Annotated in this window: 31 protein-coding genes; 11 read left to right on the forward strand and 20 right to left on the reverse strand. The window is 39.2% G+C overall.

Features of this window, described 5'->3' with window-relative positions; genetic code table 11:
* Positions 1 to 118: 118 nt before the first annotated feature.
* Positions 119 to 643: a GNAT family N-acetyltransferase gene (locus NY607_RS00005; RefSeq protein ID WP_131520284.1), complete on the reverse strand. Its 525-nt coding sequence runs from the start codon at positions 641 to 643 to the stop codon at positions 119 to 121.
* Positions 644 to 925: 282 nt separating this feature from the next.
* Here NY607_RS00005 and NY607_RS00010 point away from each other — a divergent pair, with 282 nt between their 5' ends.
* Positions 926 to 1231 (forward strand): hypothetical protein, encoded by a 306-nt coding sequence (locus NY607_RS00010; RefSeq protein WP_115673551.1) that lies wholly within the window; start codon positions 926 to 928, stop codon positions 1229 to 1231.
* Between the two features lie 338 nt (positions 1232 to 1569).
* Positions 1570 to 1767, forward strand: a complete 198-nt coding sequence (locus tag NY607_RS00015; RefSeq protein ID WP_009371305.1) for a hypothetical protein — start codon at positions 1570 to 1572, stop codon at positions 1765 to 1767.
* Between the two features lie 8 nt (positions 1768 to 1775).
* Here NY607_RS00015 and NY607_RS00020 read toward each other — a convergent pair whose 3' ends face one another.
* A complete protein-coding gene (locus NY607_RS00020) occupies positions 1776 to 2261 on the reverse strand; it encodes a hypothetical protein (protein WP_054548636.1) in 486 nt (161 codons plus the stop codon).
* A gap of 136 nt (positions 2262 to 2397) precedes the next feature.
* Here NY607_RS00020 and NY607_RS00025 point away from each other — a divergent pair, with 136 nt between their 5' ends.
* Entirely contained in the window at positions 2398 to 3075 is a 678-nt protein-coding gene (locus NY607_RS00025) for a hypothetical protein (protein WP_231595642.1), read from the forward strand.
* Positions 3076 to 3127: 52 nt separating this feature from the next.
* On the opposite strand, the gene NY607_RS00030 is transcribed toward NY607_RS00025, so the two are convergent.
* On the reverse strand, positions 3128 to 4147 hold the full coding sequence (locus tag NY607_RS00030; RefSeq protein WP_259418874.1) for a serine hydrolase domain-containing protein: 1020 nt from the start codon (positions 4145 to 4147) through the stop codon (positions 3128 to 3130).
* 160 nt (positions 4148 to 4307) lie between these two features.
* Here NY607_RS00030 and NY607_RS00035 point away from each other — a divergent pair, with 160 nt between their 5' ends.
* Positions 4308 to 5006: a DUF421 domain-containing protein gene (locus NY607_RS00035; protein ID WP_259418875.1), complete on the forward strand. Its 699-nt coding sequence runs from the start codon at positions 4308 to 4310 to the stop codon at positions 5004 to 5006.
* A 35-nt stretch (positions 5007 to 5041) separates the two neighbouring features.
* On the opposite strand, the gene NY607_RS00040 is transcribed toward NY607_RS00035, so the two are convergent.
* From NY607_RS00040 to NY607_RS00055, 4 genes are all read right to left on the reverse strand, one after another.
* Positions 5042 to 6715, reverse strand: coding sequence for a collagen-like domain-containing protein (locus tag NY607_RS00040; protein WP_310794739.1), 1674 nt, complete (start codon positions 6713 to 6715; stop codon positions 5042 to 5044).
* A gap of 180 nt (positions 6716 to 6895) precedes the next feature.
* On the reverse strand, positions 6896 to 7528 hold the full coding sequence (locus tag NY607_RS00045) for a DUF2306 domain-containing protein (RefSeq protein WP_048395672.1): 633 nt from the start codon (positions 7526 to 7528) through the stop codon (positions 6896 to 6898).
* A 120-nt stretch (positions 7529 to 7648) separates the two neighbouring features.
* Positions 7649 to 8062, reverse strand: a complete 414-nt coding sequence (locus NY607_RS00050; RefSeq protein WP_259418876.1) for a GNAT family N-acetyltransferase — start codon at positions 8060 to 8062, stop codon at positions 7649 to 7651.
* Positions 8063 to 8681: 619 nt separating this feature from the next.
* A complete protein-coding gene (locus tag NY607_RS00055; RefSeq protein ID WP_259418877.1) occupies positions 8682 to 9236 on the reverse strand; it encodes a group-specific protein in 555 nt (184 codons plus the stop codon).
* An 83-nt stretch (positions 9237 to 9319) separates the two neighbouring features.
* Between NY607_RS00055 and NY607_RS00060 the strand changes: the two genes are divergently transcribed.
* Entirely contained in the window at positions 9320 to 9463 is a 144-nt protein-coding gene (locus tag NY607_RS00060) for a hypothetical protein (protein WP_237900703.1), read from the forward strand.
* Between the two features lie 5 nt (positions 9464 to 9468).
* On the opposite strand, the gene NY607_RS00065 is transcribed toward NY607_RS00060, so the two are convergent.
* The 4 genes from NY607_RS00065 to NY607_RS00080 all read right to left on the reverse strand — a co-directional run bounded on the left by NY607_RS00065 (position 9469) and on the right by NY607_RS00080 (position 11537).
* Positions 9469 to 10023, reverse strand: coding sequence for a hypothetical protein (locus NY607_RS00065; protein ID WP_131520294.1), 555 nt, complete (start codon positions 10021 to 10023; stop codon positions 9469 to 9471).
* A 69-nt stretch (positions 10024 to 10092) separates the two neighbouring features.
* Positions 10093 to 10596: an NUDIX hydrolase gene (locus tag NY607_RS00070; RefSeq protein ID WP_259418878.1), complete on the reverse strand. Its 504-nt coding sequence runs from the start codon at positions 10594 to 10596 to the stop codon at positions 10093 to 10095.
* An 8-nt stretch (positions 10597 to 10604) separates the two neighbouring features.
* Positions 10605 to 10979: a hypothetical protein gene (locus NY607_RS00075; protein ID WP_131520296.1), complete on the reverse strand. Its 375-nt coding sequence runs from the start codon at positions 10977 to 10979 to the stop codon at positions 10605 to 10607.
* Positions 10980 to 11084: 105 nt separating this feature from the next.
* Positions 11085 to 11537 carry a hypothetical protein gene (locus NY607_RS00080; protein ID WP_259418879.1) on the reverse strand — a complete coding sequence of 151 codons (453 nt, stop codon included), beginning with the start codon at positions 11535 to 11537 and terminating at the stop codon, positions 11085 to 11087.
* Positions 11538 to 11648: 111 nt separating this feature from the next.
* On the opposite strand from NY607_RS00080, the gene NY607_RS00085 reads away from it, so the two are divergent.
* Positions 11649 to 12011, forward strand: coding sequence for a GNAT family N-acetyltransferase (locus NY607_RS00085; RefSeq protein WP_259418880.1), 363 nt, complete (start codon positions 11649 to 11651; stop codon positions 12009 to 12011).
* Between the two features lie 404 nt (positions 12012 to 12415).
* On the forward strand, positions 12416 to 13459 hold the full coding sequence (locus tag NY607_RS00090) for a beta-propeller fold lactonase family protein (protein ID WP_310794742.1): 1044 nt from the start codon (positions 12416 to 12418) through the stop codon (positions 13457 to 13459).
* Between the two features lie 107 nt (positions 13460 to 13566).
* Here NY607_RS00090 and deoD read toward each other — a convergent pair whose 3' ends face one another.
* Entirely contained in the window at positions 13567 to 14274 is a 708-nt protein-coding gene (gene deoD, locus NY607_RS00095) for a purine-nucleoside phosphorylase (RefSeq protein WP_048395686.1), read from the reverse strand.
* Positions 14275 to 14385: 111 nt separating this feature from the next.
* A complete protein-coding gene (locus tag NY607_RS00100) occupies positions 14386 to 14604 on the reverse strand; it encodes a YozE family protein (RefSeq protein WP_048395688.1) in 219 nt (72 codons plus the stop codon).
* A 248-nt stretch (positions 14605 to 14852) separates the two neighbouring features.
* Here NY607_RS00100 and NY607_RS00105 point away from each other — a divergent pair, with 248 nt between their 5' ends.
* Positions 14853 to 16694, forward strand: a complete 1842-nt coding sequence (locus NY607_RS00105) for a methyl-accepting chemotaxis protein (protein ID WP_103118074.1) — start codon at positions 14853 to 14855, stop codon at positions 16692 to 16694.
* Between the two features lie 325 nt (positions 16695 to 17019).
* Here NY607_RS00105 and msrB read toward each other — a convergent pair whose 3' ends face one another.
* The 5 genes from msrB to NY607_RS00130 all read right to left on the reverse strand — a co-directional run bounded on the left by msrB (position 17020) and on the right by NY607_RS00130 (position 20758).
* Positions 17020 to 17460, reverse strand: coding sequence for a peptide-methionine (R)-S-oxide reductase MsrB (gene msrB / locus NY607_RS00110; protein WP_259418881.1), 441 nt, complete (start codon positions 17458 to 17460; stop codon positions 17020 to 17022).
* Positions 17453 to 17986 carry a peptide-methionine (S)-S-oxide reductase MsrA gene (msrA, locus tag NY607_RS00115; protein WP_237900697.1) on the reverse strand — a complete coding sequence of 178 codons (534 nt, stop codon included), beginning with the start codon at positions 17984 to 17986 and terminating at the stop codon, positions 17453 to 17455. The genes msrB and msrA overlap by 8 nt, the downstream gene beginning before the upstream one ends.
* Before the next feature lie 12 nt (positions 17987 to 17998).
* Positions 17999 to 18580 carry a YpmS family protein gene (locus NY607_RS00120; protein ID WP_048395694.1) on the reverse strand — a complete coding sequence of 194 codons (582 nt, stop codon included), beginning with the start codon at positions 18578 to 18580 and terminating at the stop codon, positions 17999 to 18001.
* Positions 18581 to 18584: 4 nt separating this feature from the next.
* The gene (locus NY607_RS00125; protein ID WP_259418884.1) at positions 18585 to 19514 is read right to left on the reverse strand and encodes a GDSL-type esterase/lipase family protein; all 930 of its coding nucleotides are present in this window, start codon (positions 19512 to 19514) and stop codon (positions 18585 to 18587) included.
* Positions 19515 to 19915: 401 nt separating this feature from the next.
* Positions 19916 to 20758, reverse strand: a complete 843-nt coding sequence (locus NY607_RS00130; protein WP_131520299.1) for a DegV family protein — start codon at positions 20756 to 20758, stop codon at positions 19916 to 19918.
* Between the two features lie 275 nt (positions 20759 to 21033).
* Between NY607_RS00130 and trhA the strand changes: the two genes are divergently transcribed.
* Positions 21034 to 21669 (forward strand): PAQR family membrane homeostasis protein TrhA, encoded by a 636-nt coding sequence (gene trhA, locus NY607_RS00135; protein ID WP_131520300.1) that lies wholly within the window; start codon positions 21034 to 21036, stop codon positions 21667 to 21669.
* 43 nt (positions 21670 to 21712) lie between these two features.
* On the opposite strand, the gene NY607_RS00140 is transcribed toward trhA, so the two are convergent.
* Complete coding sequence (locus NY607_RS00140) at positions 21713 to 22189, reverse strand: dihydrofolate reductase (protein ID WP_054549236.1); 477 nt, start codon at positions 22187 to 22189, stop codon at positions 21713 to 21715.
* 160 nt (positions 22190 to 22349) lie between these two features.
* On the opposite strand from NY607_RS00140, the gene NY607_RS00145 reads away from it, so the two are divergent.
* Complete coding sequence (locus tag NY607_RS00145; protein WP_131520302.1) at positions 22350 to 23267, forward strand: alpha/beta hydrolase; 918 nt, start codon at positions 22350 to 22352, stop codon at positions 23265 to 23267.
* Between the two features lie 62 nt (positions 23268 to 23329).
* The gene (locus NY607_RS00150; RefSeq protein ID WP_131520303.1) at positions 23330 to 24526 is read left to right on the forward strand and encodes a class I SAM-dependent rRNA methyltransferase; all 1197 of its coding nucleotides are present in this window, start codon (positions 23330 to 23332) and stop codon (positions 24524 to 24526) included.
* Between the two features lie 178 nt (positions 24527 to 24704).
* Here the strand turns inward: NY607_RS00150 and NY607_RS00155 are convergent, their stop codons facing one another.
* Complete coding sequence (locus NY607_RS00155) at positions 24705 to 26693, reverse strand: S9 family peptidase (RefSeq protein WP_259418885.1); 1989 nt, start codon at positions 26691 to 26693, stop codon at positions 24705 to 24707.
* Positions 26694 to 26727: the final 34 nt, after the last annotated feature.

Below are 26727 nucleotides of genomic sequence, written 5' to 3' on the forward strand. Positions count from 1 at the left end.
ACTCGAGTGGATGTTTGCTTCGCCCCATAAAAAATACTCCCCTTAGATAAACAGATTTTATTTTTTAATCTGTCTACCTAATAGGGAGCATATCACTTATAGGAATCTGGTCTCCCTATTATTTTAAAAGTGCGTATATATAAGTATCATGGGACACATTATGTTGATGTATATATTTTTTTAATAAGCCTTCTTGTTCGAAGCCTATTTTTTGCAATAGTAGATTGGAAGCTTCATTTTCTTTAAATACAATGGCTCCAATACGTACTAAATCCATTTCTTCAAAACCATAGGAAATAGCTCGTTTTACAGCTTCCTGAGCATAGCCTTTTCCCCAATTTTCAGGAAAAAGGGCGTAGCTGATTTCCGCTCTTCGATGCTCTATTGACCACTCTTGAAAGCCAATTGTACCAATAATTCCTTCTTGATCCTTTAATGCAATGCCCCATTTAATGCCACGTTTTTCGGCAAAATTGTTGGCGAAATTTTGAATGATTTGCTGCACTTGAACTAAGCTCGTTAAAGGTTGTTGACCATAATGGCGCAAAACTTCAGGATTCGAAAAGCACGCAAGAAGAGCTTGTCCATCAGAACTCGTCAATTCCCTTAACACTAATCGTTCAGTATGTAAAATTGGAAACATCATATACCTCTTTTATTGTAGATTTATTAATCAAATTTTACATTTGTCAACTAGCTATTGCAATCTCTATTTCCATTTGATGCCACTTTGTTAAAAGGACAAGGCTAGTTGCCCTGCCCTTTTTGTGCGTGTTAGTTTGCTTGTGCATCCCGACAGTGTAAGTCTACCAGAGCTATCTATACACTCTCTCTACAAATCCCCAATGTTGCACACTACACTACTGTATAAAATTTCCCTATATGTCCACAATAAGTTCAAAATAGTCAATGAGAGGTGAACAGAATGGAACACTTTCCACTCATACATACAAATTTTGGGGATGCCGTCGTTGCAGTCCCTGTAGTTATGATGATTACCCAACTCATTAAGAAAATGTGTCATATAAAGCCTTTTTGGGTTCCAACCATTGCACTAGTTGTCGGCTTATTCATTTCTATTTTCATCAGCCACCGACATAATCTTCTTGCAGGATTATTCATGGGCTGGTTTTATGGCTATGCAGCAATTGGAAGTTATGCCTCCTTAAAAACTTCTTATCTTACCTATAAGCAAAAGAAGAGAAGAAAACAGAAGTATACTGCTCCTTAATGGTAACTATTGCACCTACATGCACAAAAGTTTATACTAAATTTTAACAAAAATACTTTATAAATTTCATACTTGTTACATTACCTTTTGACAAACAATGAATTGGAGAGGAGGAAAAAATATTTCTGAACGAGATCTTACACCTAAAGAAAACAATGCTATTTGAGCTAGACAGAAAAAATTCAAGCGCCCTGCAAGCCAAGATATACTAAATATGACGGCAGCATTTTCTATTCTTTTTACCCAAAGATAAATAATTTATTTACAAATATCAACGACATTCAATTTCTAATAATTGGCTCATAAATGTACACGCTAGAAAACGGAGGAAAATCAACGTGTCTAAACTCATTACGTTTACCTTTAATACGAAATATACCGATCAAATTCAGGAAACATTTTCGTTTGAACAATTAGGGATTAATGAGCAATTACCTAGCGATGAAATAAAAAAACAAATTGATCATCTATTTAAAAATTGGGTATGTGATCGTCTCAACCTATCCTATAGCATCGTTGTAGAAGAGAATGAATGACCGTTGTATCACCTTTTACTTTTGAATTTCTTTACTTGTTCTCGCAAAGTGGTAATGAAGACTCGGATTTGTTCCATCGTCACAATAATACATAATGCAGGCCCACATTCTCTTGCACCATGATGATTCTTCTCATAAGCATCTAGTACAAACACTAATTTATAACGTTGCTCTGCTTCCTCCCTCTCCTCTTCAGGAATTTGAAAGATACCGTATCCAGGAAAAAAATATTCACCATAATGAGGGATATGATAGATGCATAGGCCAGGATCATGCGGCTCCAGCATACTTAAATAAGCAGGCTCCAATTGTGTTATGTCTTCTAATAATTGAAGGAAATCTCTTTTTAAACAATAAATCTCAGTATTTATCGCTGGGAAAGCTGGCCCAAAGCGAAATTCAATACGAAACTTTACACTTTCCTCGTTCACCATTAAAATATCTAGCTCTACCTCACAACTCGGATGACTCGAATCATCTTTTAAAATTGCCACTATACCGCCCCTTACACTTGCTTAATCGTTGTTCTCTCTACAATATACTAGGAAATTATCATTTTACCAAAAAAAAACAAAATTATACATATTTATGTATGGTATAATAGATTTTATTCATTTTTGGGAGGTGAAGGTGTTGAAAAGATATTTGGTGACAAGCATTGTAGTAGGAGCCATCTTCCTAACAGGCTGTGAAAAGGATGACAAAGCAGCCTCACCACTATCTACATCAGTAGATAAACAAATAATAGCAATGGAATCTGTCATGGCACCTGTTCCATTAGTTTTAACGCTACCACAGAAAGAATACTACTATAAAGAATATTCGGCTATTGTCAATAAACTAAATGAAGAATATGGTACAGGCTTTAAGCTAGATCCCATTACAACATTTTCAGCAAATTATTGGCTTGAATTAAAAGATTTTGAAGACATGTTAAAAGGCAGAATAGACACTTCTTATGTCGTGGCCGATAATAAGGAAGTTTTTTCTCCAGTTAAAGTACCAAAATTCGTTGAATTACATATGGGGGCACATCGAACAATCATTCGTGTTGATGGTTCATTTGACACCCAACTAAGCATGGACATTCCTGGTGGAAGACAGTTATTTTCGGTTATGCATTCCTTGTCTTCTAAAATTGAACAGGGTAAAGGCTACTGGACGCAAACGGGGTATGACCCTTCCATTAAAGATCATGGCAGTGCTTACAATATTGCAATCGGTGGTTACTATTCATATAATGGTGTATCCTCACCTCATATTATTGAGATAGAGTATTATTGTAATATACATGGTGGTATTACTTAATAACTAGCAATAGGCTTGCCTGTAATCTTTTTCACAGACAAGCCTTATTCTTTTATAGGATAGCCTCTATTCCTTTCATCATATCAAGAGCGCCCTTAGATTTATTGGAACATACGACAACTTTGATGGAAGAAGCAGGATAATAGGCTGAATGGAAGCACACGCCAGGATCATACCCCATCACATGGTATTTCAGTATTGCTTGTTCACTATTCTTCTTAATCCATACACCATAGCCATAACAATCATTTTCATTCAGTTCGACATGAGGCATTAACAGTTGATTCGTTAACTCTTCATTTAAAAGTTCGAAATTCATAAGTGCACTCCAGAACTTTGCCATATCCTTCCCTGTTACGAATGCTCCCCCATCAGAACCCCCTTTTACAGGTAAAGAATAGATATTTGTTTTCCAAGTTCCATCTGGGTTATCTATGTACCCTAATGCTGTATTAGCTGGCAAAGAATCTAACGAAAAATAGCCTGATTCCTTCATATTCACCCGATCGAAAAGATGTTGTTGAATGTAAGCGGAAAAATCCATACCAGTTGCATGCTCTACAATTAACCCTAATACAATATATCCTGCATTATTATAGTGAAATCGCTCACCAACTTTATACTTCATTGGACGATTCTGAAATAATGGTAAGAAATCTCGCAATGTTCGAAGCTGGTACATCGGATTTTCAACCCATAACGCTTCAAAATTCTCCATTTCTTCCTCATCAAAATAATCGGGTATTCCTGACGTATGTGTTAGCAGATGAGCGATGGTTACTTGCTCATCGAAGTGCTTAAATAGTTGAGGCAGACAATCGCATAATTTCGTATCAAATGCTAGCTTCCCTTTTTCAATAAGCTGACAAATAGCGACTGCAGTAAAAATTTTACAGCCAGAGGCAATGCCAAAACGAGTTTTTGCATGATTGTCGATTTGTTCTGAGCGATTCGCATAGCCAAAACTTTGGCTGAATAAGGCAACCTTCTCCTGATTTTCCACTAGCACCGTTCCTGAAAAATTAACCTTCTCTTGTATGTCGATAAGAATATTTTGTAATTTTGTTTGCATAGATATTCTCCTGATTTTCTTAAAATTACTAAATAATAGCTTTTTTATTTTAACAATATCGTTTTGAACATATTTTTACAAGTCTATTTAGTTTCAATCCTGAGGATTCGCATAATCATGTAACGGAAGGAAACAATAAGAAAAAAGAGGATGTGTCGCTGTGGAATTTTTTCATAGTCAAGAATCACTTACTGCTATTCAATGGATTCTCCGAGCCATTGTCGCTTTTTTCTTCCTACTTTTCGCAACAAAAATTATGGGACAGCGCTCTATTTCTCAGTTAAGAATGCTGGATTTTGCAATGGCTATCACACTTGGGAATATTATCGCACATCCCTTATCTGATGAAGGTTTAGGAATGAAGGGTTCCATGATTACCATGGCCGTTTTAGTTGCGCTCTACCTCATCGGTGTTTTTTTGAGCCTAAAATGGGTTGCCTTTCGTCATTTGATAGACTCCCCGCCGATTCCCCTGATTAAAAATGGGCAAATTATTAGCGCCAACTTACAAAAGGCTAGAATATCTGTTGATTTACTTTTATCAGAGTTAAGAAAAGAAAAAATTGAAGAAGTTCAAAATGTAGCACTCGCTTTATGGGAACCAGACGGATCGATCTCTAGTTTTTTGCATACACCCTACCAAACACCAACACGAGCAGATATAAGTGTACAGTCTCATCCTTTTTTTCTTCCCACGGTTCTTATTAAAGAGGGAAAAATTGATTACCATGAGTTGAATAAAACAACGCTAACCGAGAGTTGGTTAAAAGACCAACTATCAACTTATAACATTGATGTAAAGGATGTCCTATTAGCAACAATCAACCAGAATAATAAATTGCATATTTTTCCTTATTAACTTCCCCTCCAAAACTCAAAAGTTAAAACGCGTATTTAAACTGTATTAAAAAGTATCGTTGCTGAAACACCGTTTGAAAATGCTCCTCCCGTTGTACTTACTTGTACAGAAAGAAGTGTACAACTATTAACTGGGTAATTTGCAATCACTTTTGCACAACAATTGGGTGTTGTAGATGAATTTGGACCTGATACGCTCGCAATGATACCTGTAGCAACGCTAGTAAATCCGCAATTTGTGCTGATAAATATTTGTGCTGAAGCGGTTTGACCTGCGATGAGAGCATGGTCGCGAATATTCAATGTTAAGCTTCTAATTGTAGCATTTTCAGGAATAACAATTGAACTTCTCACGAATGAAGCTGACGAATTACCAGTACCCAGAAAATCATTATTACCAACTGATTGATCTGTAGAGAGGAAAACTTCCATCAAACCTGAACCACTTGGACCTGTTGTTCCAGTAACACCTGTAGTCCCTCTTGCGCCAGTCGCTCCTGTGCTTCCTGTTACGCCTTGGACTCCTGTCGCCCCTGTTATTCCCTGTGAACCTGTTGCTCCTGTACTTCCTGTTACGCCTTGGGCTCCTGTTGCCCCTGTTATCCCCTGTGAACCTGTTGCTCCTGTACTTCCTGTTACGCCTTGGACTCCTGTCGCCCCTGTTATTCCCTGTGAACCTGTTGCTCCTGTACTTCCTGTTACGCCTTGGGCTCCTGTTGCCCCTGTTATTCCCTGTGAACCTGTTGCTCCTGTGCTTCCTGTTACGCCTTGGACTCCTGTTGCCCCTGTTATTCCCTGTGAACCAGTTGCTCCTGTGCTCCCTGTTACGCCTTGGACTCCTGTCGCCCCTGTTATTCCCTGTGAACCAGTTGCTCCTGTACTTCCTGTTACGCCTTGGGCTCCTGTTGCCCCTGTCATTCCTGCTAGTCCCCGTTCTCCTGTTGCTCCTGTTATTCCCGCAAGTCCTCGAAGTCCAGTGGCCCCTATTATTCCCTGTGAACCAGTTGCTCCCGTTACTCCTGCTACTCCTTGGAGACCCATTTCTCCCTGTGGACCTGTTGCCCCCGTCACTCCTGCTACTCCTTGGAGACCCATTTCTCCCTGTGGACCCGTTGCTCCAGTTACTCCTGCTACTCCTTGGGGACCCATTTCTCCCTGCGGACCGGTTGCCCCCGTTACTCCTGCTACTCCCTGAGGTCCTATTTCTCCCTGCGAACCTGGTGCTCCCGTTATTCCTGTTACTCCTTTGGGACCCATTTCTCCCTGTGGACCTGTTGCCCCCGTCACTCCTGCTACTCCTTGAGGGCCTATTTCTCCCTGCGGACCCGTTGCCCCCGGTACTCCTGCTACTCCTTGAGGTCCTATTTCTCCCTGTGGACCTGGTGCTCCCGTTACTCCTGCTACTCCTTGAGGGCCTATTTCTCCCTGCGGACCTGGTGCTCCCGTTATTCCTGTTACTCCTAGGGGACCCATTTCTCCCTGTGGACCCGTTACTCCTGCTACTCCTTGAGGTCCTGGTGCTCCTGGGGGACCTTGTGCTCCTGTAGCACCAGTAGCTCCTGTTGCTCCTGTTACACCGATTGGATCCTCAATACCATAAACATATGGGTAGCCATTACACCCAAATTCATTACATTTATATTTCATTGGATAATTACATTTTGCATCACATTTAAAATTATCAAAATTACGATTGTAACTAAACCTCAATGCGACTTCACCTCCTGTCCCTTTTTATCATATTCAAAAGTCTACTTATTGAGATAATTAATGTACCTAGAATATTAGAATGAATTAACTATGTATCTTAAAATTAAAAGAACATTAGGCCATGTAGAACCCAATGCTCAATAATATGTTTCAACATTATCCATTTGTCTTTGCCATTTCTCAGTAAGCTGCAAATTTAGGGAGTTTCTGCTGGATATACCATTCCATCACGATTAAATTTGGCACCCAACATAGCCAAGCGATAGAGGCATAACTATACTCAAAATTATCAAAGCCAAATACTACCGTAAACAAAGGGAGCCAAATTCGCAATGTGACAGCTGCGAAGGTTAAAGCATAATTTCTTAGCATCCATTTCTGATGGCCTTGGATATTTCTTTTTTTAATATGGACCAGCGCTTGAAACATGGTGAAAAGCCACCCTATGGCTAATAAAGCAAAGCCTAGCTGTGCTACCCATCCCCCTGTTGCGTTCAGCGCTAAATAAAGTCCTGCCAAGCCACCAAACAAAATACTAACCATATAGATATTGCCTAGTAGTCTATGGCGTTTCACATTTTTCTCTCGTAACTTTGATGACAACGTAAAAGGACCTATGACTAGGGCTAATATACCGAATACAATATGTATATAGAGCATGATATACCAAAATGAATGCAATGTTGCACTAAGCATAAGCTTTAATTGAACAAATCCCGCCTGCCGTGCATCGAATAGTAAATATTGAACAACCGAATAGCCTGCTATGAACAATGCCAAGCCACATACAATCCACCACAATTTTTGTTTCATTTTTATAGCTCCTTTCTATGTTAGCGTACCATTCAAATCTCCGATCTTTTAACACAGACAAATAACAGGGCGTAAAAAGCATATAAGTGGACGTTTATCGACAGTACAACGAATTGACCATTAGATAGTGCAGGTTAATAGACAGCCAAAACGCTCCACTCCAGGGTATTTTTCTCCTAAACTTGTAATATGAAAGCCAATATTTTTATAAAACAGTACGGCTTCTTGATCAGTTTCTGCATAAATGGAAGAAAAAGCATGATGTTCTTCTACATACCGAATCATCTCACGTCCAATGCCTTTTCCACGATAAGCAGGCGATACGGCTATATGTTTAATTTCACATTGATTTGCCTCTCTTTTAACAATCCCAATACAACCGATAGTGTCTTGTGCAAAGGTATAGCCATACAATACTCTTTCTGGACATGCAATGTACAATGAGTATTCCTTCTCCACTTTCTTTTCGGATGTGGCATAGGATAATAATGTTTTCACTTCGGGATGTATCTTGCTTGAATGGATCATTTTCATGGACTTCTACCTTTCTGGACATCGTCTCAACTTACTAATAATACCTTTAAATTACTATAATTGTAAATAACGTATTCGAATTATCATTTAATACTTCCATAATATACTAAAATATTTTCTTTTATGTTATGATGGCTAAAAAAATGGGGAGGGAGTACCTTGCTGGCTAAAGGCTATAAATTTAGTTTACCTCGCTTTTATTGGTTACTTTTCATCCCTATCTTTGTGGGGACGAGTTACAAAGCATTGTTTTTTGATTGGCACATACAAACTTATACTTTTCATGAGTTAGAAGATTTCGGTCGTTATGTAATAATACTAGCAACAAGCTTTATTGAGGCCTTTTTCTATCTACTTATATTTCGATTGATTGTCTATTTGCTTCAACTCGTTTTTCAAAAGTTTACTAGGAACAATAGCTAATGAGCTGGAGACAGAAGGCGTGTTTGCGCCATTGAAAGAATCCTTTTATGATTAATTATGAAGGTTTAATAAGTTTTCCAGAAGAGGGGTGTATCGTTTTTCCACCGCTATTCAATTTGCGACAAAAAAGGGTAGCCTGCTATTCGGCAAACCCTATTTTTTTCCCACTTCAATTAGTATTGATACTAGGATTATGTTAATTCCATGAAATAATTTTCGCCTCGTCTACGTTGACATTGCCTAAGCTCAAGAGATGGGGAATATACGCAAAAAGCCCAAAGTTCTTCCCTTTTTCTTTCTCCGTTTGGAAATAGTCTACTGTTGCTGATGGTAGCTGTTCTAGTTCTCTATAATCAGGTAACGACAGTAGTTTTATATCCTCTGCAGCAATTGCCCCTGCTGGCCCTTTATAGTGTTCCTTGGAATACAGGTACATCGCATTACGATTTGCCGCTAGTTTTTGGATTGGAATTTGATAAAACATTAGGCTTTCTCTCGTTGCAATACCAAGCTCTGTTAAAGCCTTATATAGATGACTAGGATGGATTGGTAGGAAATGAACAACATCATTCCACAAGCAATTTAAGTGAGGAATTTCTTTCATGAATAATTTCGGCCTCTCTGGATGATCAAAATATTTTTTCGAATATCGTTCATATAAATGTGGATACATTGCCCCTAACCTATTTAAAGGCATGAGCTCAAGACCCACCATTTCCCTTGGAACCATATGATAAACATATCTCTGCATGACAAGCACCTCCACCTAACTAATTCTTCGAACATTTAGAAATTCCTGTTACAATCATTGTATAAATAGAAAGTAGGTGCAAGATGGAATTATTAGTTATCATTCTTATTTTTGCGGGGATTTTTGCTATATATGATTCGATTAGACGAGTTAACAATACTATTTTGGAGCAAACGGAGGAACTAAAGAAATTACGAGAAGAGCTGAAAGGTAAGAATAAAAATTAGAGGGGCTAATACTTTTGCTTTGGATAATCAATTGAATTAGCAATATCAATCAAGACTTCAGCCGTTACTTGATCTGCCACATCTCGATCAATACTAAAGACATATTGCCAATTGTCTCTTTCAAATACAAGTAAATGAAAACCAATTCGTGGATTTTCAATATAGGCTGCCTCACTGCCATTTTTCAACTTAAATACATCTGTTTTATATTTTTCAAATGACATTTTATGCTGAACTGGTCGAACCTTGATTTTGAAATGATTTTGTGGCAATTGATCACTGATCATTACCACCTCCAGCTGATCATTCATTTCTCCGTCTAAATCACTAAACCTTCCAAAGTGATGCGTAAAGCTGATTGGCGGTACTCGTAGGGGTAGCTTCAGCTCTTTATTATAGTGGTATTCGAACTCTTTTACGGCTATTTCAACTGTTTTATAGCCGATTTCAGGAAGAAATTCTTCAAGAGGTTGTGGCGCATCACTGTCCTTTGCAGAAACCAAATTAAAAGGGGAAACATACGTAAATAAAGCTAGTCCAATAAGAATACGCTTGTTCATTTTACCGCTCCTCTAACCTATTTAGGTATAGGTTAACCTACAGAATCAGAATTATGCTGACACATAACACTAACATGGCGTAGTCTTATCGTTAAAAATGGACGTAAAGTAGCGAAGTGTCGGTACTACGTTATTGGCGTGAAGCATCTTTTCAAGCTCTAGCTTTGTGACCCATTGAACTACTGTCACTTCCTTCTCCTGAAGTTTGGTGTCACTAATTTCAAAGCTTTGCTCAAATAACCAAACGTCATAAAAATCATTGAAACAATCACGTCGTTCACTCTTTACTAATTGTCCATTGGTCCTCAATAATGATATCCCTATTTCCTCTTCCACCTCACGAATAGCCCCGTCCAAACTGCTTTCACCCGTTACTATAGAGCCTCCTGGACATTCCCATAAATGAGGATAATGTTTATTGGGATGTCTTTTTATTAAAAGGAATTCTCCCCTGTTATTGTGAATCCATACGTGCACAACGATATGGTAATCTTCAGCTGCTAATGCTGTCCCACGTACATGACGCTTATTTGTTTTTTGGCGATTTTTATCATAGAGATCCCAGACTTCCATAGAGCACTTCATTTCTGAATTTGAACAAGCACATACTGCTTCGTCCACATTTCCGTTGTCACAATAGAACGTTCCCCATTTTTTTCGAAAAATAATCCACTCCCCTCTTTTTCAAGAAATGCCCATCCTTCATTAGCCATCATTTGCTGAATGTCCTCGTCCACCTTCTGTATGCCCCTAGCAGAAATGGCTGCGAGGTACCAAGTTGCCTTCTTATCATTGGAGAGCGCCACTAAATCAAAGGGGGATGCATTTAATTTTTGTATGGCTTCCTTTGGTGTAAGGGAATCGATTGGCAAAGGAGGGTATAATAATTTATTGCTATCAATAAAGACCCCACTTACTACGAAAAGAGCTGCTATGAGTATACCTATTTTTTTCAAAGCTCACCATCCTCCTTGTCTGGTTAAGAATCGGCTGCTGCAATTTATCTGTAAAAGAGAGCTTCTATTTTGAAGCGGTCATACGTTTATTTTTTTCATTGCTATTCAAGCTTTTAATAATGAAGAAAAGTTATAGAAAGCATTTAAAACATCTTCTCCTAAAGGATCAGCAAATACATGATTTTCCAATGGGAAGATGCCTTCATTCTCTAACTGCTCCAAATATTTCTTGAAGCCTTGATCTATAGCCTCCATATACCCCTTAAGAGAAAATTGATAATTAAATATTCTTTCGATAGGATAATGACTTTTATGTTCAATTAATATGTATTCACCATCGCTGGAAAAAATATAGTAATCATAGTTTCCGTGACAATCTATTTTTACCTCATTTGTATTACCTAGATAAAAACTGGTGAGCGTGGAGAAAAATTGCGGGATGGCTATAAAGGCTATACCAGATCTTAAACTAAAAAGTTGTTCTTCATTTGACACATCAAATTGAATATCTCCACCCTCTAAATTAATTTTAATCGTACACATATACTTACTTTCCAAAAATATACCCCCTCTGTAAACCTATATATTTCATATTTTACCTTATTAAGTAAATAAACTGTAGAAGATGTTATCATTCTGTTTATAAAGATTTAATAGGAGGTGATAAATTTGATCATTAGAAAGGCAACTATAAAGATGCGAAAGGTATTAGAAAAGTACCTGTTGATAATTGGTGAACAAGCTATAAGCATATTGTGCCAGCAAAATATTAAAATAAATTATCCTACGAACAATGGACACAACAAATTGCCGACAAAAATGAAGTATGTACTAGTAGCTGAAAATGAATTAGGCGACATTATTGGCTTCACATCTGCAAGTAAAAGAGACTCAAACCCTTCCCCATTCCAATTATGTAGAAACGCTCTATCTTTTAGAAAACTATCACAAAAAGGGATAGGAAAACAATTGCTGAAGGAAATCCAAAAGAACTACCAAACTAAATTTGTCGAAGTCTTAGCTATAGAATAAAACACGTTATTTTTATGAACATTATGGGGCGAAGCTTAGAAATTACAATTGGTGGGAAAGTGTTGAAAGAGTTAGTGTACGAATGAAAAGATAACGAAGAAGCTATTGAAAAGCTAATGTAATAAAATTGATTTTTATCGTCAAATCAGGAAAATGTTTTCGAAGATCCCTTATAACGAAGATCATATTCAATTTCAATGAATCCTATATCATTTTTAATCAAGCTAAACATCTTCATGTCTCCTATGCTTTTTAGTTTCATCATACTGCATTTTTTAGAAGAACCGTACTCAGAAGTTTAGAACTATTCCAATAACAAGTAGAGATGGTAAAAGAGAATGGCTAGGTAAACGTACAACAAGCCTAGCTCTTTACGCATAAAGTAGCCATATATGACTGAAAGGATGTCCTGTGTGGGGAAAGAACATAAATATTTTCAAAAATTCAAGTTTACGTCAAATCCAAATTGTCATTGTCGCTGTTGTTGTCCTTGTTGTCGTTGTAAATGTAAGCCGCCATTTTTACCCATACCACCAAGTTGTCATTATCTCGTCTATGTGACAGATGCTGGGCAGCTCGCAACACCTGATAATAGAGTTTCTGTGATCGATACCGCAACAAACACAATCGTCACTACCATTCCAGTAGGATCTGCTCCGCTAGAAGTAGCGATTACACCTAATGGCGCTTTCGGCTATGTTCCAGCGCTCTTCTCGGATAATGTAACGGTTTTTAGTACTGCCACAAACTTGCCAATCGCTACCATTCCTGTAGGCATTGACCCCCTTGGTGTCGCCATTTCACCAAATGGAGCACTTGCTTATGTATCCAATCACGGATCGAACACTATATCGGTCATTAATACAGCCACCAATACCGTAACAGCCACTATTCCAGTAGGGCTACAACCTCAAGGTATTGCCTTTACGCCAAACAGTGCGTTTGCTTATGTTGCCAACGAGAATTCCAATTCAGTATCTGTTATCAATACTGCAACCAATACGGTGATTGCTACAATCCCTGTGGGAATTCGTCCTAGATCCATTGTTTTGACTCCAAGCGGGCAATTTGCTTATGTGACAAATGAAAATAGCAATTCGGTATCGGTTATTAATACCACTACCAATACAGTAGTGGCTACCATTCCTGTTGGTACAGGACCTGTAGGAACAGCGATTACCCCTGATGGAACGCTTGTTTACATTGTGAATAAAGGCAATAATACCGTATCTGTCATCAATACAGCCACCAATACGGTGATTGCAACTATTCCTGTAGGTGCATCTCCAGACCAAGTAACCATCTTGCCAGATGGTACTTTTGCCTATGTAACAAATCAAGTAGACAATACGGTGTCTGTCATCGACATAGCAACAAACATGGTAATTGCCACAATCCCAGGATTTAACGGGCCTACTGGTATCAAAACTGGAACAATCTGTCTATAATTACCCCTAAAAAAAGCAACCGACTACTTCCACCCCATCTTAGAAAATGGGCTGTTTTTTGTCGGTTGCCTGCATTCTTTATAAAGTTAATTATGGCTACAGTTAGCTTAGTCTTGAATCGCTGCGTCTAAAGCGACCACGATCATGTCATTGAATGTTGTTTGACGTTCTTCAGCTGTCGTTACTTCACCAGTGATGATATGGTCACTTACTGTTAGAACAGCAAGTGCTTTACGGCCGAATTTTGCCGCTAATGTGTAAAGAGCTGCTGATTCCATTTCTACCGCTAGTACGCCGTATTGAGCTAATTTTTCGTTTTGGTGCTCATCTGAGTAGAATAAATCTGCTGTGAAGATATTCCCTACTTGTAAGTTAAGACCTGCATCTTTACCTGCATTGTATGCTTTTAATAAAAGATCAAAGTCAGCGATTGGTGCGAAATCGATAGCACCGCCCCAGATGATTTGGTTCATACGTGTATCAGATGTTGCTCCTTGTGCTAAAATCACGTCACGTACTTTTACATCTTTTTGAATTGCACCACAAGTACCTACACGGATTAATTTTTGAACATCATATTCTTGCATTAATTCTGTTGCGTAGATTGAAATAGATGGCACGCCCATACCAGTTCCTTGTACAGAAATACGTTTCCCTTTATACGTACCAGTGTATCCGAACATATTACGTACTTCGTTGTAGCAAATTACATCTTCTAAAAATGTTTCCGCAATGTATTTTGCACGTAATGGATCTCCTGGAAGTAAAATTGTGTCAGCGATTTCACCTTTTTTTGCATTAATATGAATACTCATACTGCAATCCCTCTTTTCTGTCAGTTATCACTATAAATAATACTGTGTTTCTGTCATTTACGCAATGCTAGACGTCTAGCAACTACAAAATTATTTATAGTTTTCGTACAATTATGCTTGTTCCTCATAAAGTGTCCACAAAGTATCAAAGGTCTGGATTGTTAGGTTTTCCGTTGCATAGGTTTCTATATAGTCGGACAACTCATTAAAGTCTGTGCTCTGCTTTGGAAAATTATGCTCATGAAACACTTCCTCTGCAAAGCGTACTTTAGGGTCAGACCAATCGCCACCTCGATAGGTTAGGACATATAAATAAAAACTTTTCTTCATCGAACAAATTCCCCTTTTTATGCATTGGCTTTTCGCTAGTGTATCAAAAAAAATAGCATTCGTCATAAATTCCACTACTACTATATTTTACCCACTTATGATTTTAGAACTATTTTCGTGGTCGATCCTGACTTTTGTCATAGTTATTTTATCTGAAAAATTTTAATTTTTAGAAATAAAGATAGAAAAATCTAGCAAAATAAGATAAAATTGAAATCGATTATTTAAAAAATAGGAAGGTGATGGCGATGAAAAAGACTAAAAAAACCCATGGTACAGCGAAAAAACGCCCGTCTCTCTTTACTTTTAGCTTTTTTAAGAAGAGGAAAGCTTCTACACAAGGGGAAACTGGGAAAAATCCCCCTCCTATTAAAGAAAAACGACAACGTTTTTACCATTTAATTCGGGGTAAAGTGCTTATTATGTTTGCACTTCTTATTGTAATTAACGGTATTATGGGTATATTGTCCTATGTCAATATACAAAACTTGCAGCACCAAATGGAAGATTTCACAAAGAAAAATGTGCAGGAGCAACTAACGGTGAATCAACTTGCCTATGAAATTGCTAGACTGACCAATTTAGAGCAATCGTATTTAATTACGGGTAACGGCATTTATTCTACTTCTTATCATTTAAAAATAGATACCATTAATAAAAAGCTAGCCGCTTTGAAAGATCAATTTCAAGATCGCCAAGTGGAACTCGGTCATATGCAGGCAATCGAGCAATATTATAAAAATTACCTTGATTATTCAGATAAAGTCATGACAATGCGTGATGAGCTCGGTCTTGAGCAGGCTCGTAAACTGATGATGGGTGCTACTGGGGAAACAATGAAAACACATATCGATCAAAACATTGAGACCATTAATACTGTCATGGACGATTCCAATAAAACAAAATTAGACAAGCTTAACCAGCAGGTAAATATTTCTATCACTACATTCTTTCTCGTTTCAATCGTTGGCTTTTTAGCGATTGTAATTTTTGGCTTTATGCTATTTAAATCATTAAAACGTAATACACAAGCGATTAATGACTCTATCCTTGATATTGCACAAGCAGGAGGCGATTTGACAAGACGTGTAAATGTGCGTAATCGTGATGAATTTTCGATTATTGCAGCCTCGACAAATACGTTAATTGAGTCGATTTCTAACTTAATTCGACGCGTAAGTGAGTTGGCGGATCATGTATCAAGCAGCAGTCAGGAGCTAATGTCCTTAGCAGATGAAAATGCGCGTACAATTCAGGATATTGCTGATGCGACAGCAGATATTGCGAGTGATAGTGACAATACGATTTCCAGTATGAATAGTGCGCAGCAAAAAATGAGCGACTTAGAGCATTCAATGCATCAATTAAATGAGCAAGCGAGTGCTGTCCATCGTGCCTCTATCGCCATGCAGCAAGCAGCCGATGAAGGTAGCCGCTCTGTGGAGCAATCATCACTCGTCATGCAATCCATTGAAGAAACAATGGCTTCTACAACATCTACTGTGGAGGCGTTAGGTCGTAAATCTGCGGATATTACCTCTATTATTGGTACGATCACGGCCATTTCTGAGCAAACGAATCTCCTCGCTTTAAATGCGGCGATTGAAGCGGCAAGGGCTGGTGAGCATGGACGAGGCTTTGCTGTCGTAGCCGATGAGGTTCGCAAACTGGCAGAGCAATCCCAAAGTGCAGCGAAAGAGGTGACATCGATTGTCACATCTATCCAAGATGAGGTCACATCCATCATTGCTCAAAATCACGAGGGTGTGACAACGGTCATCCGAGGCGTTGAAGTAACAAACGAAACAAATCAATCCTTAGCCAACATTTTATCGCATACCGAAGAAACAACGTCAATCATCGCGGCCATGGTAGATAAAATTGCAACAACGCTTGAAAATAGCAATGCGGTGGCAAGTGACTTCATTCATGTCAATGCCTACGCAGAACAATCCGCGGCCAATACCGTGACATCTGCGGCAGCAGCCACACAAGGCTCCGCCTCCATGCAGGAAATCAACGCCGCAGCCACTGAGCTTGCCCAACAAGCAGATAGCCTACGTAACCTCGTAAGCGAGTTTAAAGTTTAAGCGAACTGAAAGAGAGAGGGGGAACCAATTTTTTATTGGTTCTCCCTTGACTTTGCGGGGCTATCTACTAATTTGGGGCTATCCTTCACTTTGAGCATGCTATCCGCTACTTTTTAAGTTTTATCCTCCACTTTTAGATTTCTATCCAATTATTTGAGGGCTATCCCCCTAATTTGCTGGGCTATCCCTCACTTTCAGCAATCTATCCGCTACTTTTTCAGGCTTATCCGCCACTTTTTCTGTTCTATCCTCCACTTTCAGATTTCTATCCTTCTAATCTGCTGTTTCTCATGACCATAAAAAAACCTAGCAAGGAGCTACCTTGCTAGGTTTTTACTATATTAAATAGTGCTCGGTATTCGCCATAGCCTTCTTTTTCTAAATCTTCTTTTGCGATAAATCGAAGCGCTGCTGAGTTTATGCAGTAGCGTAAGCCACCTTGCTCACTTGGGCCGTCTGGGAAGACATGTCCTAGATGCGAATCCGCTTCTTTGCTGCGTACCTCCACACGACGCATACCGTGAGATGTATCGAAATGCTCGGTTACCTGTTCTTTTTCAATCGGCTTTGTGAAGGCTGGCCAGCCACAGCCTGAGTTGTATTTATCGAGTGAGCTGAATAAAGGCTTGCCAGACACAATGTCTACGTAGATGCCTTCTGCAAAATGGTCATCAAACTCATTACGGAATGGTGGCTCTGTGCCATTTTCCTGTGTGACATAGTATTGCATCTCTGTTAGTTCTTTTAAACGTTGTTCCTTATTCATGTTTGTTCCCCCAGTGTTGCTCCTGAAACGCTCGACGACCTGATCCAATCGAATAGCGCTCATAGTGCATTGGATTTTTCTTATAATACTGTTGATGATAATCCTCAGCCGGATAAAACGTAGTGACTGGTAAAATTTTTACCATAATTGGTTTATCAAACTTACCAGACGCTTGTAAATCCGACTTTGAACGTTCAGCTAGCTCACGCTGTTCTTCGTTATGATAAAAAATGGCCGTTGTGTAGGATTCTCCACGGTCGTAAAATTGACCACCTGCATCTGTTGGGTCAATTAAAGTCCAATAAATCGCAAGTAGCTGCTCGTAGCTATATAACTCATCATCAAATGTGATTTGTACAGCTTCCACATGCCCTGTTGTTTCCGAGCAAACCTGTTCATAGGTAGGATTTACAACATGTCCACCTGTATAGCCTGAGATTACGGAATCAATCCCAGGTGTTTCGTCAAAGGGCTTGACCATACACCAAAAACAGCCTCCCGCAAATGTTGCATATTGCTTTGCCATTCACTTCACTCCTTATTCACCAGGAACAATAATTTCCAATAAGATTTTATCCTTTGGTAAGTCCAACTCTTTAGCACGTACACGTGAACCAGAGGCAATGTTAATGCGCGATAAATCAATATATATTTCTGCTTTATTCGGATTCACGGTAATCCATGAGGGAAATTCCACCGAATCGCGCATGATTTTCATTGTCGTTTCTGGTGGAATGTTTAATAACCCTACATTCATGCCTGTCTGTTTTAAAATAATATTCCCCTTGTCATCCACAATAGGATCAAAATTCATGGAAATGGGGATTTCCGTATAGAATACTGTCAGTGTGCTACGTAGTTGAATATCATCCCCAATTGTGAAATCAAGTGGTAAAGGTGAGCCTTTCGCTGCATCCTTTAGGTATTTTTTTGAGATCGATTCTAATTCCTTTGTTGTGGTTTGCACCACGAGTACATTTCCTTTGCTTTCACTTTCACCTGCTGAACTCTTCGCAACATGGACGCCATCCACTGGTCTAGTTGCTAAAAAAACGACGAGGAGGATTGCAAAAAGCACTGTGCCCGCTAAGGCGAAAAACGCGACTTTCCATTTATTCATTTTGTCACTCCTCGAAGCCTATTGCCTTGTTAATCTTTTTTTCCATACCACACTGCTCCATTGCTGCTAGTATACGCTCTGTCATTTTTTCATACCCCTTTGCATTCGGGTGGAAAAAGTCTGTATGATAGACGAGCTCTTCATTTGAATCAAACAAATCTTCTACTGATACGTAACAAGCATTGGAATCCTTGCTGGCTACTTCCTCTATCACATTATTCCATTCTGTGATAATCGTATCAAATTCATTCGCCTCATTGGTTACAATCGAAAATGGATTGTAAAAACCAATGAGTAATAAGGACACTGTCGGATTTTTAGCACGAATGCCTTCTACGATTTTGCTGTAACGTTCCTTGTATGCCAGTAATTCCTTATCAAAAGCATCACGTTTCAGGTTAAATAAATCCTGCCTGACGACCTTCATGACATCATTGCCACCCATTGTTAAGGAAATTAGCTGTGCTTCTTGCAGCTCCTCATCATAATGCCCTTTTTTCACTAATTTTAGTAGCTGATCGCTGCGTCTGCCACGTTTGCCCCGATTATCAACCTCTACATCCGAAATCGAAGGCCATGCGAGCAATGAATCTGCTAATCTTCCAACATAACCGTCTTGACTATACTCATCACCGACACCATCTGTCAACGAATCTCCCAGTGCCAAGTAATGTAGTTGCTTTGCTTGTTCTTCATCAATTTGCGATAAATCCTCTGCTGATGGCTCAAAAAAATGTTCAAAAATTTGCGTCAACATATTCTTAGATGTTTTTTCCTCATCTTCTGTTTGTTGCTCATCCTGCGGTATATCTTGCTCCGTTCCTGCTTGCTCACCTTCAGGTTCTGCTTGCGGATTCGGTTCATCGATTGATATTGCACAACCACTTAGTACAAAGACGGTCAAACATGACAACATAAATCGCCAAATGTCCATTTGACCACCTTCCATCCCTTTCTATTACTTCTATTATAGAATAGTTCATGCCGCCATGAAAAGTGACTTCCCCTTAGTTCTCCATAATTTTGTGTGCTTGCCAAATTTCCTCAGGTGTATGTATGGAAAAATGTGTGTTTATACAGTGTGCCTTTATGCAGAAGGGATGATAATTAGTAGGATGTCTGATTTATTTTTGGTGGCAACGTGATCACTGTTTGATTGAAGCTACTGTTCAACACGATTACTATTTAATTGAAGCCGCTCACGCTCATAGTTAGTGGAAAACTGATCACAGCTAAACAAAAGCTGCTCATCTTTGAATAATCCGCTCATCCTGCTAGGAGTTCCACGCATAATAAAAAAGCCACTACATTTACTTATGTAGTAGCTCCTTCCTGTTATTCTGCAAAATAAATAAAACCAATTGCTCCTGGACCTGTATGTGTCGAGATGATTGGAGATGTAAAGGCAATTTCAACATCGTTAAAGCCAGTTTCTTCGATCAGCGCTTTTAATGGGTTGCCCATCGTTACTAGGCCATCTGCATGGGAAATGCCGACTGCCTTAACTGTTTTTCCAGCTGTATCTGCTTGGAATTGTTTAAATAAAAAATTGACTACTTGTTTATGACTACGTACCTTTGACACAGGATTGTATACGCCACCTTCAAGGTTGGCAATGACTTTGATGTTTAGGAGGGAACCGATAAAGCCTGTGCCTTTACCAATTCGACCGCCTTTGATTAAGTTTTCGAGCGTGTCTACAATAACGTATAAATGTGTATTGTCTCGTACCTTTTCTAAACGTGTCACGATGTCCTCCACAGTGGCGCCTTCATCTCGCATGCGGATGGCCTCTCGTAGTTGGATAGCTAAACCAATCGCGATAAAGCGTGAGTCAATGACTGTCACATCGGCATCTGTCATTTGAGCTGCTTGACGAGCTGATTCTACTGTGCCACTCATACCACCAGTCATATGGATGGAGATAATTTGATCGCCATCTTTACCGAGCTCATCATATAATTCCTTAAATTTACCTGGTGCTGGTTGTGAACTTTTCGGTAAATTTTTTGCATTTTTCATTAAGCCTAAAAAAGATGGTGGCTCTAAGTCCACTCCATCTGTATATGTTTGACCATCAATTTGAATCGTTAAAGGCACGATATGTATGCCATGTTGTGCTACTTCTTCTTTTGTTAAATCACAAGTTGAGTCCGTTACTATATGAATTCGTCTCACTTCGACACATCCTTTTACTTCATTAAAATTTATTATATAGACTAATGAATCATTATGTAAACATGACATTTGTCATTAGGCAAAGCTCTGTCCTAGCTAGCATGTAAACGCTACCTTGGATACTATAGCGTTTTCACCTACCTCTTGTCTATCAATGCCCCTCAAAGAATATGACAGGCTTATGACATTTTTGATATGAACTATATGACAAATGTAAATGTTCATCTATAAATTATTGGGGTATAGTAAATGTACGAACGAAAGGAGTGTTTCAAATGGTTGATTCATTTGACTATAAATCATGGAGGGAAGAGCTGTGGAATGCCATAACACACGGTATTGGTTTCATTGCTAGTATTCCAGCACTGGTTGTTCTACTGTTAGCAGCCGTACAAACAGGAAATGCCCTACATATTACAACCTTCAGCATTTTCGGTGCGTCTGTCATCATTCTGTTTTTAATGTCTACATTACTACACAGTATGCCAGAAAAATATAAACACTTTTTCGCTATTTTGGACCATTCGTCCATTTATATTTTAATTGCCGGCACCTATACGCCGTTTTTATTAATTGCCGTTGGTGGTGCCCTTGGATTGACGCTACTATGTATTATTTGGTCATTGGCTGTGCTTGGTGTATTGTTTAAATGTTTCTTTATTAATCGCTTTGAAGTACTTTCATTAATTTTTTATATTGGCATGGGCTGGTTAATTATATTTGCCATTAAGCCCGTTTATCTGTATTTAGGTTTACATGGCTTTGCTTTACTGCTAGCAGGTGGGCTATTCTATACGATTGGAGCCATCTTTTATGCATGGCGCTCTCTGCCCTTTAACCATGCAATCTGGCATCTCTTTGTGCTAGCTGGCTGTGCCTCCATGTATGCGTGTGTTTATTTTTATCTATAATAAAAGCAATCGCTCATTGTGAAGGGAGCGATTGCTTTTTCGTTTATTTACGTTCAAAAATTTGATATTGGAATGTATAACCTTCTGGTGCTGTTTCAGGCTCCTCTGAAGAGACTTGAACAAAATCTTGCTCATAGCTCGGGAAATAGGTGTCTCCCTGAAAGGCATGATTAATTTTTGTGATATACAAGCGATCAGCCATCTCCATCACTAAACGGAAAATTTGCTCGCCGCCAATAATCATCACCTCAGGTACATCTCCAGCTAGCGCTAAAGCACCTTCCAAGCTAGTCACAATTTCAATGCCTTCTGCCTGATAGTTTTCGTCACGTGTAATAACGATGTTGCGTCGCCCTGGAAGTGGTCGACCGATGGATTCAAATGTTTTACGTCCCATAATCATAGGCTTGCCCATTGTTTTTTGTTTAAAATACTGCAGATCCCCAGGTAAATGCCAAGGCATCCCATTGTTATATCCGATGACGTGATTGTCATCATGTGCCACAATTAAAGAAATCATACTGTCCCTCCAAATACTTTCGTCCCTTTTATTATAAACATAATGCGCTTATTTCACCTATTTTTAAATAAATAAACATTTGTTACACCTAAATCCTAGTAAAATTATATGAATAGTTTATAATAGGAATAACAAACCTCTCAATAAAGGAATGATGAAGATGATAACTTTAAGAAAAGAAGCTGTTCAATATCTAGAAGCTCAGCGTACTGGTACACCTTATTACAAAGTTTCACCTCAGGAAGCGAGAGCCATGCGGACGGTTACACAATGGCAATCTGCACACAAACCGAAGCTAGCATCCATTGAGGATCACAAAATTACAGTGCGAGATGGCGAACAAATTACAGTTCGGCTTTATACGCCCGTTCTCGGTAAAACATTACCTGTTATTGTTTATTATCATGGTGGAGGCTGGGTCTATGGCAATCTAGAATCTGTCGATGCAGGCTGCCAGTTATTAGCAGACCAGGCACAGGCGATTGTGGTATCAGTGGATTACCGCTTAGCACCTGAATATCCTTTCCCAACACCCTTACATGATGCCTATGATAGCTTAGTATGGGTGCACGATCATATGGAATCCTTAGGTGGCGATGCAAGTCGATTATCAGTTGCTGGGGACAGTGCTGGCGGAAATTTGGCTACTGTAGTTGCATACTTAGCTACTGCACTCGAGGGACCATCGTTACACGCTCAAACACTCATCTATCCTGTCACAAATGTCGATTTTTCAACAGTATCTTATCTGGCATATGGTGAAGATTACGGCTTAGATACACAAGCCATGCAGTGGTTCTCTCATCACTATACAGAGGAAGCAAACTTCACAAATCCACTTGTGTCCCCACTTCAGCTAGAGGAAGTCCGTAACATGCCGAAAACATTCATTATAGCTGCAGAGGCAGATGTTCTCTTTGATGAGGGTCTAAGCTATGCACAAAAGTTAAAGGCTGCTGGTGTGGTAGTGGAACATATTACAATGCCAGGTTTAATCCATAGTTATTTCAGTAAAATGAATTATTTTGAAGAAGCAACGATTGCAACCGTGACAAAAATTGCGCAATTCCTGAAATAAGTTTGGCTATCCCGCGCAAACAGTGCGATAATAGAGCAAAACGTTTTTTAAAGGATGACACTATGACACAAACAATAGCTCTACAAGTACAACAGCCCTTTTCTGATCAATTAAAAAAAGGCTTCCCACTTATTTCAAAAGATGCGGTTGATGCACGACGTTTACCTGCTGAGCAAGGAACACTCCTCAGACTCATGGATCATCATAACCGTTTTATTGGAACAGGTTACTACGGCATCCAAAACAAAGGGATTGGCTGGGTGCTAACGACCGATGCGAATGAAACAATTGATAAAGCTTTTTTTATAAAAAAATTCAAAAAAGCCATCGACAATCGTGCTGCATTTTTTAGCAATGAAAACACAACAGCCTTTCGTGTGTTTAATGGTGAAGGAGATGGCATCGGCGGTCTTACGATTGATTTTTTTAACAGCTACTACATGGTAAGCTGGTATAGTGAGGGCATTTACTCATTTAAAGAAGTGGTGTATGAGGCGCTTGCTGAGACAGTAGACTACCAAGCGATTTATGAGAAAAAACGCTTTGATAGTAAAGGACAATATATCGAGCAAGATGATTTTGTAATGGGCACGCCAGGAGAATTTCCTATCATGGTGAAGGAAAATGGTATGACCTATGCGGTGCATTTAAACGATGGCGCCATGACAGGGATTTTCCTCGATCAACGTGAGGTACGATTGGCTATTCGAGAGCGTTATGCCAACAACACAGACATGCTGAATACATTTTCCTATACAGGAGCATTTTCTGTGGCAGCCGCTCTAGGAGGAGCCATCAAGACAACGAGTGTAGATGTGGCAAAGCGTAGTCTAGCCAAAACGATTGAGCAATTTAGTGTCAATCATATTGATTATGAGGCACAGGATATAAAAGTCATGGATGTCTTCCATTATTTTAAATATGCACAACGCCATGCTTTACAGTTTGACCTTGTCGTATTAGACCCACCTAGCTTTGCACGTACGAAGCAAATGACCTTTTCAACGGCAAAGGACTACCCTAAATTACTAAAGGACACGATTGCCATTACCGCTAAAAACGGCATCATTGTGGCTTCCACAAATAATGCCAGCTTTGGCATGAAAAAGTTCAAAGGCTTTATTGACCAAGCCTTTAAAGAGACTCGTACACGCTATAAAATTGTCGAGGAATACGGTTTACCGAAGGATTTCCGTGTACCACGTGAATACCCTGAATTTAATTATCTGAAGGTCGTGTTCATCCAGAAAATCGACTAACCAATCGAGAATCACACCAAGGTGTGATTCTTTTTATGTAAGGAAAAGTTGATTCTACCTAAGGAGGTTCGGTACCTCTACAATAAAGGTTCCAAAAGATTGAAACGTTATAAACAATCAAACAGAGCCCTTCTATTAAAAGTAGCCTAAGAAGATGTTCTCTTCTTAGGCCACCCGATTATAGATATTTCACAAACCAATCACGGATATATTCAAGTCGATTAATTCGTAATGTAGGCTTTCCACTTCTTGAAAGTTCATGATTCGCCTCAGGAAAACGCACGAATTTTGTTTGTTTTTTACGATATTTTAAGGCGATAAACAATTGCTCTGCCTGCTCAATTGGACAACGATAGTCTTTTTCACCATGTAAAATCAATAATGGTGTCTCCACTTTGTCTACATACTTCAGTGGCGAATGATGCCATAGCTTCTCTATATCATCGAGTCCTGCTTGAATTTGCCAGTCTGTAAAATAATAGCCGATATCACTGACACCAGCAAAGCTAATCCAGTTCGAAATGGAGCGCTGCGTCACAGCTGCTTTAAAGCGATTTGTATGGCCCACAATCCAGTTGGTCATAAAACCACCGTAGCTTCCACCAGTTACACCTAGACGATCTTGATCAATAAAATCATAGTGCTCCAGAGCGTAGTCTACCGCTGCCATTAAGTCCGCATAATCATTCCCACCATAATCGCCACGTACTGCATCCACAAATTTTTGGCCATAGCCATGACTACCACGCGGATTCGTATAAAGCACTGCAAAGCCTTGTGCAGCAAGGATTTGGAATTCATTAAAGTAGGTATTGCCATACATTGCATGCGGACCACCATGGATTTCAAGAATGAGAGGATACTTCTTCCCTGCTTCATAGCCAACTGGCTTCATAATCCAGCCGTTGACCTTCCAGCCTTCAGCACCTTCAAATTCGATACTCTCTGGAACAGCTAATGTTTTGGTTTTTAAAAAATCTTCATTAATGGACGTCAACTGTTCTTTGTCACCCGTTTTTAGGTTCACATAAAACAGATCGCCTGGATTGGTCGTTGTGCTAATAGCCGCAATAGCCTGATCGTTTTGCGCATCAAGTGAGAAGCCATAGACATATTGATCATCATGGATAGCTGGGTAAATTTCGCCATCTACATTTCCGTAATAAATCGCCGCATTGCCGTGATCTGTGACTTGGAAGTAGAAGCTATGATTATCATTCATCCATTGCACTCGTGGTGACGCTACACCTTGCAGGAAATCACCGATGACATAATCACCAACAGGCGCATCAAATTCACTTGTTACACAGTTTAGTAGTTTTTGCTCCATGTCATACATCCAAAGCTTTGCTTGTGTGGCATTTTCAAATTCACGTTCTCCACCTACAAAAGAAAGATAGCGACTATTCGGAGACCAAGCCGTTTGGTAATAAGCACCCGAACCTTCTGTTAGCTTGTGACTCTGTTTCGTTTCTAACTCCAATAAATAGATATCCACATTAAATGAGAAATCTAAATCCTCCGCTTTATTTGCTAAGTACGTAAGGTATTTGCCATCTGGCGACCAAGTACCTAGATGGCAGTACTCTTTGCCTTCTGTCACTTGTTCTAGCTCTCCTGATGCCACATTGACAATGGCAATATGGGTAAACTGCTCCATATCAATAAATCCACCAGCATCCGATTTGTGTTTCATTTTCTCGATTTCTAGTGGCTTTAGTTCTTTATCCTTTTTCTTCTCATCCTCCGCTTTATCTAGGATGGTTTCATCTTTCCCTAGCACGACTGAAAAAGCAATTTTCTTGCCACATGGTGACCAGACAGGGGAGGTCGCTCCATTTTTACAATGTGTCACCTGTTTTGCCTCTCCACCTGCTTTCGAAAGAACATAAATTTGCGACTTACCTGTTCTCGTTGACAAAAATGCAATTTGACTGCCATCTGGTGACCAAACAGGGGAACTCGTTCTATCTTCACCAAATGTCCATTGCTGTGGTGTTTTGTCCTTCAAGTTTATGTAAAACAAATTCGATATATAGTCATTTTTCTTCTCGTCCATACGAGTCTCTACATAAACTACCTCTGTCCCATCTGGTGAAAGCTGTGGATCTGCTACTGATTTTAAGTGATAAAGATCTTCTGGTTGGATCCCTTGTTTCGATGTCATGTTCTTGCTCCTTTGTATTGTAATTTTCTGTGCC

Source organism: Lysinibacillus sp. A4, from assembly GCF_024919535.1.
Lineage (GTDB): Bacteria > Bacillota > Bacilli > Bacillales_A > Planococcaceae > Lysinibacillus > Lysinibacillus capsici.

Excerpts from the sequence above, each read along its gene's own strand:
- NY607_RS00005 (WP_131520284.1), bottom strand. The coding sequence starts at position 643 with ATGTTTCCAATTTTACATACTGAACGATTAGTGTTAAGGGAATTGACG.
- NY607_RS00010 (WP_115673551.1), top strand. The coding sequence starts at position 926 with ATGGAACACTTTCCACTCATACATACAAATTTTGGGGATGCCGTCGTT.
- NY607_RS00030 (WP_259418874.1), bottom strand. The coding sequence starts at position 4,147 with ATGCAAACAAAATTACAAAATATTCTTATCGACATACAAGAGAAGGTT.
- NY607_RS00045 (WP_048395672.1), bottom strand. The coding sequence starts at position 7,528 with ATGAAACAAAAATTGTGGTGGATTGTATGTGGCTTGGCATTGTTCATA.
- NY607_RS00050 (WP_259418876.1), bottom strand. The coding sequence starts at position 8,062 with ATGAAAATGATCCATTCAAGCAAGATACATCCCGAAGTGAAAACATTA.
- NY607_RS00055 (WP_259418877.1), bottom strand. The coding sequence starts at position 9,236 with ATGCAGAGATATGTTTATCATATGGTTCCAAGGGAAATGGTGGGTCTT.
- NY607_RS00060 (WP_237900703.1), top strand. The coding sequence starts at position 9,320 with ATGGAATTATTAGTTATCATTCTTATTTTTGCGGGGATTTTTGCTATA.
- NY607_RS00065 (WP_131520294.1), bottom strand. The coding sequence starts at position 10,023 with ATGAACAAGCGTATTCTTATTGGACTAGCTTTATTTACGTATGTTTCC.
- NY607_RS00070 (WP_259418878.1), bottom strand. The coding sequence starts at position 10,596 with ATGGAAGTCTGGGATCTCTATGATAAAAATCGCCAAAAAACAAATAAG.
- NY607_RS00090 (WP_310794742.1), top strand. The coding sequence starts at position 12,416 with ATGTCCTGTGTGGGGAAAGAACATAAATATTTTCAAAAATTCAAGTTT.
- deoD (WP_048395686.1), bottom strand. The coding sequence starts at position 14,274 with ATGAGTATTCATATTAATGCAAAAAAAGGTGAAATCGCTGACACAATT.
- NY607_RS00100 (WP_048395688.1), bottom strand. The coding sequence starts at position 14,604 with ATGAAGAAAAGTTTTTATTTATATGTCCTAACCTATCGAGGTGGCGAT.
- NY607_RS00105 (WP_103118074.1), top strand. The coding sequence starts at position 14,853 with ATGAAAAAGACTAAAAAAACCCATGGTACAGCGAAAAAACGCCCGTCT.
- msrB (WP_259418881.1), bottom strand. The coding sequence starts at position 17,460 with ATGAATAAGGAACAACGTTTAAAAGAACTAACAGAGATGCAATACTAT.
- msrA (WP_237900697.1), bottom strand. The coding sequence starts at position 17,986 with ATGGCAAAGCAATATGCAACATTTGCGGGAGGCTGTTTTTGGTGTATG.
- NY607_RS00120 (WP_048395694.1), bottom strand. The coding sequence starts at position 18,580 with ATGAATAAATGGAAAGTCGCGTTTTTCGCCTTAGCGGGCACAGTGCTT.
- NY607_RS00125 (WP_259418884.1), bottom strand. The coding sequence starts at position 19,514 with ATGGACATTTGGCGATTTATGTTGTCATGTTTGACCGTCTTTGTACTA.
- trhA (WP_131520300.1), top strand. The coding sequence starts at position 21,034 with ATGGTTGATTCATTTGACTATAAATCATGGAGGGAAGAGCTGTGGAAT.
- NY607_RS00140 (WP_054549236.1), bottom strand. The coding sequence starts at position 22,189 with ATGATTTCTTTAATTGTGGCACATGATGACAATCACGTCATCGGATAT.
- NY607_RS00145 (WP_131520302.1), top strand. The coding sequence starts at position 22,350 with ATGATAACTTTAAGAAAAGAAGCTGTTCAATATCTAGAAGCTCAGCGT.
- NY607_RS00150 (WP_131520303.1), top strand. The coding sequence starts at position 23,330 with ATGACACAAACAATAGCTCTACAAGTACAACAGCCCTTTTCTGATCAA.
- NY607_RS00155 (WP_259418885.1), bottom strand. The coding sequence starts at position 26,693 with ATGACATCGAAACAAGGGATCCAACCAGAAGATCTTTATCACTTAAAA.